Below are 13,313 nucleotides of genomic sequence, written 5' to 3' on the forward strand. Positions count from 1 at the left end.
CACTGAAAAAAAGCTTCCCGTCTCCCGTGTAAACTAAGGACATTCAATCATGCAAGGTTCAACGCTCGAAGATTCTCAAATCTCTGTCAATTATCATCAGGAAACGGTGGAACACGGACATCATGGCCACCCGGATCATCGCTTATTCGGTATAGTTTTGTTTCTAGTGGCGGAAAGTTCCATCTTTTTGGGTTTATTTGCCGCTTTCTTGTTCTACCGTACCATGTTACCCGTTTGGCCCCCCGCCGGCACGCCCGAATTAGAATTAACCCTACCGACAATTAACACAATTATTCTGGTGTCCAGTAGTTTTGTTATGCACATAGGACAAAAGGCGATTAAACAAAATAATAATGCCGGTTTACAATTGTGGTTCGGTATTACTGCCCTGATGGGAATTATCTTCCTTTGTGGTCAAGGATACGAATATTATCACGCTGAATTCGGTCTGACAACTAATGTTTTCACCAGCGCTTTTTATGCCTTAACTGGATTCCACGGTCTCCACGTTACTTTCGGTTTAGTGCTAATTCTATCTGTCCTCTGGCGTTCTCGTCAAAAAGATCACTATTCTAGTCAATCTCATTTTGGTGTGGAAGCGGCAGAATTATACTGGCATTTCGTCGATGTGGTCTGGATTATCCTGTTTTTACTGGTGTATATCTTACGCTAATTTTTGTTATTTAGTAGCAGAAAAGGGCGATCGCTTGATCGCCCTTTTTTGTATATTTCAATTTACAGCCGTTATCTTATACTAAATCCGTTGAGTAACGCACAGAAAACGGGTTTGTCCGAGAAACCCGTTTTCTGCTCATGCACTCATGCAAAAAGGGGAATAAATAATCAGTCTTTAATAACCAGATTTAGTATTATAGGTTATACTTCATTTTTAAGAGAAATGCCGTAACTGATAAGCGAGTAACTGATAACTGATAACTGATAACTGATAACTGATAATTAACGACGACCGAATAAACTCCAACCTTTGCCACCACTAACGGCCGGTTCAGCTTTTTCAGGGACGGGAGCAACTTCTGCGGGGGGTTCCTCACCGGAAAGATTAGAAAGATCGTAGTTTTCTACTAGGAAAAGAGAGGCTTTTTCAATAGTAGAATAATCCCAGAAAAGCGTAGAAGGTAACTCTTGACCGACCCAATCTTCCAGATCACCCACCATCGTTACTGCATCGATCGAATCTAAACCATAACGGGTTAAAGGTTCAGTCACATTAATTGTTTTAGCATCCAAAGATAACTGATCAGCTAACTGTTTAACTAACCAATTTTGTACCAAATTATTAAGATTGGAGTTGGAGTTCATGGGTTTTTTCCTCGGTAGTTTGTGAATGGGCTAATTGAAAAGGCACGATCGAAAAATGTTGATTTTTTTGATATAATTTCAGCAATTCTTGGGCAACATTTTCTACATACACCTCAGATAAAGTGTAAGGCAGCGGCCGCAGAGTTCGCAGTAATCGGTGTAAACTCAACAGCAACCATTCCCCCCGGGCAAAAAATTCACCCAGAATAGAACGATTATAAAGCCAAGTGTGTAAACAAGCAGCAGCGGCGTGTAAAGTACAGTATTTCTTGGCAATCTCGAACAATTCGGGTGATTGGTCGTGACCATACTCGAATTTCGATTGACTAATCTGTTCATCGTGAGCATTTAGTTCCTCTAAAACTAAATTACCCAAGATCAATAGATTTTCTAATATCTCTGGGTCGATTTCGTCAGAATTTTTCAATCCTTCCAGCATATCAAGGGCAATCTCTAAACCTTGCAGGGAATCATCGATTCCCCGGCCAAATAATTCTAAATTATTGGGTTCAAAGGGAGGAACTGACTTTTCTAGGCTAAAAATCGCCTCTAAACGGCTTTTTAACGCCGACATGGTGCGCGAGTTGCGTTTAGCCCGATATTTGGTTAAAGGACGCAATTGTAGGATTAAAGCATGAAGATTGACGATCGAACTGCCGTCAAACATACTGATAATCGAATTATCCCGCAATAGCTTCTGGAAGATGCCGAATTCGTGTTCTTCTCGCATATAAAAACGCGATCCCAAGACCACATAAACACTATTAACCATCTCCTCCAGACGGACAGTAACAAAATATTTTACCACCGAAGCCCAGACGCTAAACTGTTCGGGAATAATATGAAAACCTCTCGCAGCCGGAATCGTCTCGCAATCACAAATAAGGATGTCAAGGAAAGCATCCACGAGAGTGCGCCGGGGTTGGGGCAAATCCATCACATTTTTGTTATAAATTACCCGATTAACGGCAAAACCGAGGGTAGTTCTTAAAGCGGTATCGGCTGCCCCGTGGGAAAAAGCAGCGCACAACATTCGGGTAATCTGGAAACCTTTCAGGGCTAATTCTAAACCGTCTCCCTCCTCCCGTAAACGCATGGAATCGGGGACGAAACAATCTTTAAAACCAATGCCACTCATATCCGAGGCCCGCACACCATGGGTGTATATTTTCGGCAAATTATAGTATTTTTCGGGGTCTAATTGCCGTTTATCCACCATAAATAGGGTTAAACACTTCGGCCCGCCGTTAGCATCGGTTTTCGCCAAAATAAAGGAAATTCCAGAGATGGTCGCCCGGTTAATCGGCCATTTCTCCCCATTGAGAATATAACCTCCTTCCACCTTCGTCGCAGTCAGATCACCATTGATCAGATCGCTGCCGTGTTCCTTTTCCGAGTAACCCAGACAGAGCGCTCCATAGTCATCCATGATAAAACGGGCGAGCTTCTGTTTCTGTTCTGGGGTTCCCGCCATCCAGTTTAAAAACGACCAGAATAGGGTGGTAAAAGCGATGCCGATAGTTTGATCCCGTCGAGACAGTACCCGCACAAAAGCGACAAATTCTTCAAAAGAGGTGAATTCACCGCCGCAATCGGTGGGAATGTAGTAGTGTTGGAGTTTCCAGTCGTATAACCAGCGAATTTCCTCGTGGGGAAATTCTTCGCTCTCGTCAATTTCGATCACCCGCTTGTAGGATAGAGGGTTATCGGGATTGAGAGGATCACCTAAGTCTTTTTCCAGTGCTTGAGCAGTCCAGTATTGCTTAAGCTTTTTCATAGTGCCTCTAGGACAGATACAATGTGTTTTTCGTCAATGCCTTCGGTTAGAAGACCCGACCATGCACAAAAATTAATGACCATTCTAGACGTTTGGCTCGACGATAGCAACAATTTTTAATTTCCCCTTTACCTTAAATGTGCTAGAAACCAGTTGGGTAGGGTGCTAGACCGTCTTCTGTGCTAATTATGCCCCAATTGAGGTGATTAAACCGCTTTAGTTAAGGGGGTGGAGGAAACTTTTTATTAATAGAGTATTTTACTAATTTGTCAATGGGTAAGTCCCCTTATTTTTGATAATTCTTGCCCCAAGAGAAATATAACCGTACTTCCCTTCAATTTTTACTGGTGCTAGACCTTCAGCAAAACTGCCCGCATGATCAAATTGGGGAGAAATAATAAATTTGCCGTTTCTGTCGAGATAACCCCAATTAGTAGCAGGATACCAGCCGCCGGCATCTCTACCTCCACCACTGGTGGCTACAGTAGCTAAACCTTCAGAAAAACTCTGCGCCCCTGTGAAATCTATATCATCTTCTGGATCATCTTTGGGCGATTTAATGACTACATCCCCAGTTTTATTAATATAGCTATAATCGCAATAATTGACAGCCGAGCATTGCCCCCCATTCAGTTCTACAGAGGCTAATCCTGATGAGAAATTTCCCGAAACAAAAGTATCAAAATCAGGATGATTAATGACAAATTTGCCTTGTTGATTAATATATCCATTACCAGATTGAGATTGTGCAGCGGCTAAGTCTTCAGAAAAGTTATAAGCAATGGAGAATTTAAAAGGAAGAACTAGCTCTCCTTTTTGGTTAATATAACCGTACTTTTGTTGGTAAGAATAATCTGGGTCTTCAGTCTCTTTTCCTACCACAGCTAACCCTTGAGCAAATTCTGATGCTGAATCAAACTGAGGAGAAATTATTATTTTTCCTTGCTTGTTAATATAGCCCCATTTATTATTAATTTTAATCGGTGCTAATCCCGATGAAAAGTTACCAGCTTGCTCAAATTGTGGCTCAATTACAGTTTTTCCTGTTTTGTCTATGTAACCATAGCGCTCTACAATTCCATTCCCATCAGAATCTATACCAATCCAAGCCAAACCTGATGAAAAATACCCTGCTTGTTTAAATTGGAGAGGAATTACTATTTTACCTGTTAAGTCAATATAACCATAGTTATCTACATCTTGGAAATCATAAGTGTTATCTACAAATGATTTCCCAATTCCTACTTTAGCTAATCCTTCCGAAAAAGATTCAGCATCATCAAACTGTGGAGCAATGACAATTTTCCAATTTATTGGCTGCGGTGTTGGCACGTTCGTTGTCGCAGGTGAGAAAAAAGAATAAATAATAGTTAACAATAAGGCTGTCAACAACAATCGGAAGGAAGGCTTAACATTTTTTAACATGACATTTCACGATTCATAACTATAGTCATTTTAATTAAAATCGAGAATATCAATGCCATACTTCATAAGTACCTAAGCGCCGATAGTGATTAAAGCATACAGTGCGGTATTGGGTTTTATTGAGGGAGTGTCGAACCCTTCGAGGTGGGATAGTAGGACAGAGGAGGTGGCTCCACCGCAGGGAGCGGTATAATTAATATCTTAGATGCCTTCATGGCTAACTTGAAATGAGAGTATATGTTGAAAGGGACTACTTATTTGCATAACAATTCCCGAAGAGCCTGGATTATTTACACGGTGTTACTTTTATTTACCCCATTCCGACTCACAATAATCAAACCTTTTTTTGTTTTCTTCATACTCGTCAACCGTTTCATAACCCTGTTACCAATTCCTATCTTTTAGGAGTTGGTAACACATTCTCTCTCTCTCTCATGAATTTTGCTTGTCCTCGCTTGTTCTTTCGTGGACTCTACTGGTTCTTTCGCGGACTCTTTCTCGTACTCTAGCCGATCATGTACCTCTTGCGAACAGGAAGCGCTATATATAATAATTAGCAATTAAATAGAATCGATTAATATTGTCAACATACCAGTATAAAAAAGGTGGGACTTGCCCACCTTTATCACTAAACTATTGTTCTTTCTCCACTGCTGCCACCATCAATAAGGTTTTGAGGACGGAATCAGGATTAAGACTGATAGAATCGATGCCTAATTCCACTAAAAATTGAGCAAATTCGGGGTAATCACTGGGGGCTTGACCACAGATACCGATTTTGCGATTATGAGCTTTAGCGGTTTCAATGGCCATTTTCACCATGCGTTTAACTCCCTCATTCCGTTCATCAAAAAGATGGGCAACTAGGGCAGAATCCCGATCTAATCCTAGGGTTAATTGGGTCAAATCATTAGAACCGATCGAAAATCCGTCAAACACCTGAGCAAATTGGTCGGCAAGAATTACATTACTTGGTAACTCACACATCACATAAACTTGCAAACCATCAACCCCGCGTTCGAGACCATTTTTCGCCATTTCTTCGAGGACTCTCATCCCTTCTTCGGGGGTACGACAGAAAGGAATCATCGGAATCACATTAGTTAATCCCATTTCTTCCCGGACCATTTTCAGCGCCCGACATTCCAAAGCGAAAGCCTCGCGATAATTAGGATCAGTATAACGGGAAGCGCCGCGCCAACCGATCATCGGGTTTTCTTCCTTGGGTTCAAAGGGTTTGCCACCCAATAAATTAGCGTATTCATTGGATTTAAAATCGGACATCCGCACAATTACATCTTTGGGGTAGAATGCGGCTGCAATCATGGCAATTCCCCGGGCCAATTTATCGACGAAAAATTGGGGTTTATCCTCGTAGTGTTTGGTTAATTCGGCGATTTGGTCTTTTACGTCCCCTTCTTCCAGTTCCTGGAATTTCAACAAAGCGCTGGGGTGGGCCTGAATATGGTTAGCGATAATAAACTCTAGACGGGCTAAACCGACCCCTTGGGCAGGAATATCGGCAAAAGCGAAGGCTTTTTCAGGATTACCGATATTCATGAGGATTTTTGTCCGAGTTTGCGGCAAATTATCCAGGGGAGTTTCGAGAATTTCAAAGGGTAGCAATCCGAGGTAAACTTTCCCTTCATCCCCCTCCGCACAGCAAACGGTGACTTCCTGACCGGTTTTAATCGTTTCCGTGGCATTATTGCAACCCACGATCGCCGGAATACCCATTTCTCGCGCGATAATAGCGGCATGGCAAGTACGACCACCTTGATTAGTAACGATCGCGCTTGCTTGTTTCATAATCGGTTCCCAGTCGGGATCCGTGCGATTGGTGACGAGAACTTCTCCCGGTTTAAAGTTGTTGATTTTATCTACACTGAGGATGACTCTGGCTTTTCCTTGACCGATTGCCGCACCTACACTCCGTCCCACCGCTAAAACTTGACTTCTTTGCTTAATCTCGTAGGATTTAAGGATATTAGCGGCTTTTTGCGATTGTACGGTTTCTGGACGGGCCTGAACGATAAACAGTTCTCCCGTGATCCCATCTTTTGCCCATTCGATGTCCATGGGGGTGTAGGTTCCGCGCACTTGCGAGTAATGTTCCTCGATTTGGGTCGTCCAACGGGCTAAAGTGAGGATTTCTTGGTCATTAATGCAGAATTGATCCTGTTCTAGCTTGTTAACTCGGATATTCTTGGTTAGACGCGATCCTCCATCATCGTAGATCATTTTGATCGCTTTACTGCCGAGGCGTTTTTCGAGGATGGGTTTGTAACCGTTTTTAAGAGTCGGTTTAAAAACTAGATATTCGTCGGGGTTAACAGCACCCTGCACGACATTTTCCCCTAAACCGTAGGCTGCCGTGATTAAAGCGGCATTTTTGAACCCTGTTTCCGTATCGATGGAAAACATCACCCCGGAGGTGGCTAGATCTGAACGCACCATTTTTTGGACACCGACGGAAAGGGCGACGGAAAAGTGATCGAAACCGTTATGATGACGGTAGGAAATAGCGCGATCGGTGAATAAAGAGGCAAAACATTTATGACAAGCTTCTAAAACTCCCCTCACTCCTTGCACGTTGAGATAGGTTTCCTGTTGTCCGGCAAAACTCGCTTCTGGTAAGTCTTCGGCAGTGGCGCTCGATCGAACGGCCACATCGATGGAATGATAGAGATCATCGCCATAACGTTCACAGAGTCGGCGATAGGCAATAGCGATCGCATGACTTAAATCATCGGGGAACGGTGTATTGAGGATTAATGTGCGTGCTTGTTTACCTTTTTCCTGCAAGTTCTGCACATCGTTTTCGTCTAAATCTTGGAAAATTTGTCTTAATTGTGCGTCTAGTCCGGCTTTTTCGACAAAGTGACGGTAAGCGTAAGCGGTGGTGGCGAATCCTGTGGGGACATTAATCCCTTTTGGGGTTAATTGTTGGATCATTTCGCCTAAGGAGGAGTTTTTCCCACCGACTAACCCCACATCTTTGCTGTCCACTTCTTCAAACCACAGAATTAATGCTTGTTCTCTAGAGGTTCTCGCAACATCTTGTAGTAGCATCATAAGTATTTTTACCTCTGTACTCTATACTTTCAGTTTAGCGACATACCATCTTCAAAAATCCTTGAGTTTGATATTTATTTACAAAACTCTATAATGGCCAACTCAGCCACGATCACCCTATCTCTAAAGAGTTTAATTGTCTAGGTACTTAACACAAAAATTAATAATTTAGTTGAGAGAGTGACTCGATTATTTAGGGTCTGCTGAAAAAGTTTCTCATGGGGGCAGAGTATGGGGTATAGGGTGTAGGGTTTTACCCATTTGGCTCTTCTAGGTTCTGTGTGATAGTTTTAACTTACATAGGATCGTTTGATCTTTCTTTGTGTCCTTTGTGTCTTTGTGGTTCGTTCCACCCCCTCGCTAGGAGGAATATATCTTAGAATACATTTTACCCACCAAACTTGGGAGAGCCAGTTTTAGGCATTTGCAAGGTCTGATAATAGTTCTTCTTCTGTTAAGTCAATCATCCCTACGCCAAAATCGGTCAATCTCAATAAAAAATTAACCCTATCCACTCCTAATAAATTGGCAGCCATACCCGATGAAATACGTTTCATCTCAAAGAGTTTTACTACCATAGCCCAAGTTGCTTCTCTCTCGAATTCTTCTCGTGTTTTTTGAAGAAAGTCGGGTAAATTTTCAGGATAATTTATGGTGAGTTGTAAAGTCATATCTCCTGCTATATTTATCTCATTTTTTTAGGTTGGATTTCACCTATTTTAGATCAATCCAACCTAGACTTATTTATAGTTGTGTGATGGTGACATCAACAGTTTTAACCGTAGTTCCCAAACTGGATAAGGGAGGTTGAATTTCCTGTTCATTACCCACCACAAGAGTCACAATTTGATTCGGTTGTAGATATTGTCGGGCCACTCGTTGAATATCGGCAATTGTCACCCCTTTTACCGCTTGTTGATAACGGAAGATAAAATCTTGGGGATAACCATAGTATTCATAGGTCATCAATCGCGATAAATTTTGACCAGGTTTCTCAAACTTAAAAACAAAAGAATTGAGAATAGCATTTTTAGCGTCTTCTAATTCTTTGGCAGTAACGGGTTGATTGCGAAGTCGCTCGATTTCGCCTAAAATTGCCTTAATAAAAGGTACGGTAGCATCGGTGCGAGTTTGACCTCCGGCAATAAATAAACCGGGATAATCATAACGACTATTCCAGACACCATAGACAGAATAAGCTAATCCTTGACGGGAGCGCACTTCATTAAATAAACGGCCACCAAAACCGCTTAAAATCTCATTTAATACCGTTAAAGCGGGATAGTCGGGACTATCCAAACGACCCCCAAGATGACCTAATAAAACCGTACTCTGGGTTAATTGGGGTTGATTGACAACAAAGACACCTTGAAGATTTTTTTGGGTTGCCGAAGGGGTGACAATTTTAGTGGCAGTGGCGGGATTTTTCCAATCGCCAAAAGTCTTATTGATTAATGCTTTCATCGACTGAGAATCAAAATCACCGACAATTCCTAAAATTATTTGGTCGGGACGGACATAGGTACGATAAAAATCAATTAAATCCTGACGGTCAATATTAGCTAAAGTGCTATATTCTACAGTACGAGCGTAGGGGCTATTATCACCATAGACTAGCTTTTTAAACTCTCGACTAGCAATATCATCGGGATCATCATTACGTCGAGCAATTGCTCCTTTTTCCTGAACTTTGGCTAATTCCACTCTCTGATTTTCAAAAGCTGGGGAACGCAAAACCTCAGCAAAGAGATTAAAAACGGTTTCTAAATCTTCACTAAGAGCGCTAAAACTAGCAGTTCCAGCGTTAAGATCGATCGAGGTTTCTACTAGGGCTGCTCTTTGTTCTAATAACTGATTTAAGACAGCAGAAGGATGGTTTTCTGTGCCACCACTACGCAGCACGGTTCCAGTAATATCGGCTAATCCGACTTTTTCCCCGGATTCTAATCTTCCTCCCGTCCGAATCATCGCCGTACCACTTACTAAAGGTAAGCTGCGATCCTCCACTAAATAAACCACCATACCATTATCTAGTTGATAGCGCTCGTATTGGGGAACTGTAACTTCAGGAAGGGGAGGAAAAGTTAAATCGGTAAAATGTCGCGGGGTTTGGGCAATTGCCGGGGAACGAAAAGCTAGGACACCTATCAGGGTGAGCAGGATTAAACCTAGCCATTGTAAGCGTTTTTTCATGATTATATTTATTTTAGGTTTTCGGTTTTAGGTGTTAGGTGTTGGGGTGTTAGGGTGTTGGGGTGTTGGGGTTTTAGGGTGTTAGGGTGTTAGGGTGTTGGGGTGTTGGGGTTTTAGGGTGTTGGGGTGTTGGGGTTTTAGGGTGTTGGGGTTTTAGGGTGTTGGGGTTTTACCTAAAATTTCCCCATTTCCCCATTTCCCCACTTCCCCACTTCCCCACTTCCCCCACTTCCCCACTTCCCCACTTCCCCCACTTCCCCACTTCCCCCACTTCCCCATCTATCTATTTTGGTAAAATTCGGCCAATAGTGCGATTTTCGGGGGTAAAAGTCTCTTTAGCCACCCGTTGAATATCGGCAGCCGTGACAGCATTATAAGCATCTAATTGGGCGAATAAATTACGCCAATCGCCGGTTTTTACCTCGTATTCAATCAAGGATCGCGCCATGCCCATGTTAGAATCAAGACCTCTTAATAGGGCTGCCCGTAGTTGATTTTTAACCCGTTCTAATTCCTGTTCCGAAACCGGTTCATTTTTCAATCTTTCCAATTCCAAATTCAAACCCTGCGCTACTTGCTCCAGGCTGACATTAGGAGCGCTGAGAGCATAGAATAACAGCAAATTCGGGTATTTATCCCCCGGAAAGCCGTTAAATCCCTGGGCAGCGAGGGCAAGTTGTTTGTCCTCCACTAAAGCTTTATACAGTCGCGAAGTTCTTCCTTCACTCATTAAAGTGGCAATAACCTCGTAAACCGCATGATCGGGATGATTGAGGGCGGGACGATGGTATCCTTCTAAATACCAAGGCTGCGAGGCTAATTTTAGGGTAATTTCCTTTGTTTTGGTTTGGTTCGGTTCCACTACTTTCACCTGTGGGGGTTTCGGTTTAGCGGGAAAACGACCAAAATAAACCTTAGCTAACTGTTTGACCTGTTCTGGGTCCACATCTCCGGCGATAGCTATGGTTAAATTACTGGCAGGATAAAATTTATCGAAAAAGTTTTGGATATCTGAGGGTTCCAGATTGCGAATATCTCGATCGTAGCCGATAACGGGACGTTTGTAGGGATGGACAGTATAAGCTTGATCGAGAAAAGCTTCGATTAATAGACCCAAGGGGCTATTATCCGTCCGCATCCGTCTTTCTTCCAGAATTACGTCTTTTTCTTTGTAAAATTCCCGTTGGAACACCGGCTCTAAAAATCTTTCCGATTCCAAAGACATCCATAATTCCAATTTATTCGACGGGAAGCTGTAAAAATAGCTAGTTGCATCGCTGGAAGTGGTGGCATTTAAACCGACTCCTCCCTGAGTTTCGACGATTTGCCCGTATTCGTTGCGTTGGACGAATTTCTCGGACTCTGCCTTCGCTTGTTGAAATTCTTCCGTTAATTTAGCCACTTCTGCGCTTTTACCCGCTTTTTTGGCCGCTTGCAGTTCTTTGTCTATAGCTTCAAGGCGATCGAGGACTTTTTTCTCGCTAAGATAATCGGTAGTACCGATGGTTTTTGTGCCTTTAAAGGCTAAATGTTCCAAAAAGTGGGCAACTCCTGTTTTACCGTCCGGTTCATCGGCACCCCCCACATCCGCGTAGGTGACAAAGGAAATAACCGGAGCATCGCGATTTTCTAGGATAATGAATTTTAGTCCGTTGTCGAGGCGAAATTCGGTAATTTTTTGTTGAAATTGCTTAAGGTAGGGGGTAATCGATTGTACATCGGCTGGTTGCTCTTTCGCTTGGGCAAGAAGGGGTGAGAAACTCCCAAAACCCCAAAACACAACGAAAGCGACCCAAAAGCCAATTACAGCCCGATAATAGGGATTATTTTTAATGATCATAGATAGTTTTATCAGGTATCGTGGGAGCGAGAGATCGATCACTCTGTTCGATCTTAGCAGTCGATTGTTAGGACAGGGGGAGTGGGAATTGTGAATTATGAATTATAAATTATGAATTGGGAAGTGGGGTGTGAGAATTATGAATTATAAATTATGAGTTGGGAGTCGAGATAAGGGAGCGGCAAGAGGGGAAGTGGGGAAGTGGGGAAGTGGCAATGGGGGCTTTTCAGTTATCAGTAAACAGTAATCAGTTATCAGTTGTCATTTCATTGATTAGGGGTCGAGAAGGTCGTCACCGACCTCCCCTCCCATTCAGAACCGTGCATGAGACTTTCACCTCACACGGCTCCTAGTTTGATTGTTCCTTTGTTAAGGATACAGCTTGACTTCTTTTGGTTGTCCTTGTATTGTCTATATTAACCTCTGATGATGTTAATGTAGATGATTTAAGGTTTCCATCAGTTGCCGATTTATCATCGTGACAGTGGCGGTGTAGTAATTGAAGGTTTTAATATTCATCCTTTCCGCCTAAGCTTAGAGGGTGAATGTGGTCAACTTCAATTAAATCCGATGGGGTGAAATATTGTCCACATCGGTTACACTTGCCTTGTTGCTTCTTAAGTAGTTTGGCTACTCTCGTAGGTGTGTCAATTGCTTGTCCTCGTCTGGTCGCCCAGTAAGTCCAATTTCCGTCGTAAGGTGAAGCGTCGGCGCGTACTAGGGTATGTCTGACAATTGGTGTCCAATTATGTTTCCATAAATGGACACCATCTTTGGTTTGAAATAACCAAGATTCTTGTCTTTCTTTCCCATTGCTGAGTTTAACTGTACTCGGTCTAAAGTAGTTTCTCAGCTTTTTGTAGTTCGCTTTACCGCATCTTGATACTGTCCATGCCCTTAACATTAACCAGATTGTGTAGTCTAGTTTATTGAAGGTATCTTTAGATACTGCTCCTGAGTAGTAGTTAGCCCAACCTCTAATGACTGGATTTAGTTGGCTAATCAGGGCTGATTGAGGTGCTGTTTTGTGTTTTTTGATTACACCTTTAATCGCTTCTGTGTGGGCTTTAACTGCTTTTTGGCTAGGTTTAATGTGGGTTAGGAATGTTTTAGGTATTCCTTTCGTTATTTTACCTGCTTTGTATTTTCCTGCTGGGTATTGCCTGATATTGAAACCTAGAAAGTCAAAACCGGGTTCTTCCGTTTTCCCATTATATTCAATGGGTTTGATTGTATGACACACTCTAGTTTTTTCTGGTTTGAGTTCTAATCCAATAGGCTTTAGCCATTCAGAAATGGCAGTTTGGCACTGTTCGATGATTTCGAGTGATGGTGAAATCACTACGAAGTCATCGGCGTATCTTATTAAAACAGCTTGATTCCTATTTTTCTTTTTGGGGAATAGTGTTTCAATTAATCTTGCCATTCCATCCAGTGCGATGTTGGCTAGTAGTGGACTTATTACCCCTCCTTGTGGTGTCCCTGTTTTTGTTTCTTCAAATACGCCGTTATCCAATACTCCTGCTTTGAGCCATTGTTTAATATCTCTTTTCAAGGAACTTGAACAAGGAATTTTGGACAGTAAAAAGTCGTGATTAATTCGGTCAAAACACTTGGCAATATCGGCATCTAATACAAAGTAGGGTTCCTCGGTTTGTGTTATGCAATGGACGGGGGTTATAA

Annotated in this window: 9 protein-coding genes and 1 pseudogene; 1 reads left to right on the plus strand and 9 read right to left on the minus strand. The window is 42.4% G+C overall.

Going from position 1 to position 13,313, the window contains the following annotated elements; genetic code table 11:
• The first annotated feature begins 49 nt into the window (after positions 1-49).
• Positions 50-673, plus strand: a complete 624-nt coding sequence (locus ACE3JL_RS10415; RefSeq protein WP_271949798.1) for a heme-copper oxidase subunit III — start codon at positions 50-52, stop codon at positions 671-673.
• 284 nt (positions 674-957) lie between these two features.
• On the opposite strand, the gene ACE3JL_RS10420 is transcribed toward ACE3JL_RS10415, so the two are convergent.
• From ACE3JL_RS10420 to ACE3JL_RS10460, 9 genes and pseudogenes are all read right to left on the minus strand, one after another.
• Positions 958-1,320 (minus strand): acyl carrier protein, encoded by a 363-nt coding sequence (locus ACE3JL_RS10420; RefSeq protein ID WP_271992012.1) that lies wholly within the window; start codon positions 1,318-1,320, stop codon positions 958-960.
• Positions 1,298-3,097 carry an acyl-CoA dehydrogenase family protein gene (locus ACE3JL_RS10425; protein WP_375329417.1) on the minus strand — a complete coding sequence of 600 codons (1,800 nt, stop codon included), beginning with the start codon at positions 3,095-3,097 and terminating at the stop codon, positions 1,298-1,300. Before ACE3JL_RS10425 ends, ACE3JL_RS10420 begins: the two co-directional genes overlap by 23 nt.
• Before the next feature lie 261 nt (positions 3,098-3,358).
• Positions 3,359-4,522, minus strand: a complete 1,164-nt coding sequence (locus tag ACE3JL_RS10430; protein ID WP_271992009.1) for a WG repeat-containing protein — start codon at positions 4,520-4,522, stop codon at positions 3,359-3,361.
• 633 nt (positions 4,523-5,155) lie between these two features.
• Positions 5,156-7,597, minus strand: a complete 2,442-nt coding sequence (gene ppsA, locus ACE3JL_RS10435; RefSeq protein WP_375329418.1) for a phosphoenolpyruvate synthase — start codon at positions 7,595-7,597, stop codon at positions 5,156-5,158.
• 416 nt (positions 7,598-8,013) lie between these two features.
• Complete coding sequence (locus tag ACE3JL_RS10440; protein WP_375329419.1) at positions 8,014-8,268, minus strand: UPF0175 family protein; 255 nt, start codon at positions 8,266-8,268, stop codon at positions 8,014-8,016.
• Between the two features lie 73 nt (positions 8,269-8,341).
• The gene (locus tag ACE3JL_RS10445; protein ID WP_375329420.1) at positions 8,342-9,790 is read right to left on the minus strand and encodes a M16 family metallopeptidase; all 1,449 of its coding nucleotides are present in this window, start codon (positions 9,788-9,790) and stop codon (positions 8,342-8,344) included.
• Positions 9,791-9,943: 153 nt separating this feature from the next.
• On the minus strand, positions 9,944-10,069 hold the full coding sequence (locus ACE3JL_RS10450; RefSeq protein ID WP_375329421.1) for a hypothetical protein: 126 nt from the start codon (positions 10,067-10,069) through the stop codon (positions 9,944-9,946).
• 4 nt (positions 10,070-10,073) lie between these two features.
• On the minus strand, positions 10,074-11,630 hold the full coding sequence (locus ACE3JL_RS10455) for a pitrilysin family protein (protein WP_271952969.1): 1,557 nt from the start codon (positions 11,628-11,630) through the stop codon (positions 10,074-10,076).
• A 349-nt stretch (positions 11,631-11,979) separates the two neighbouring features.
• Positions 11,980-13,272 (minus strand): annotated as a pseudogene (locus ACE3JL_RS10460) (group II intron reverse transcriptase); the annotation flags it as partial.
• Positions 13,273-13,313: the final 41 nt, after the last annotated feature.

It is taken from the genome of Microcystis sp. BLCC-F210, from assembly GCF_042134685.1.
Taxonomy (GTDB): domain Bacteria; phylum Cyanobacteriota; class Cyanobacteriia; order Cyanobacteriales; family Microcystaceae; genus Microcystis; species Microcystis aeruginosa_D.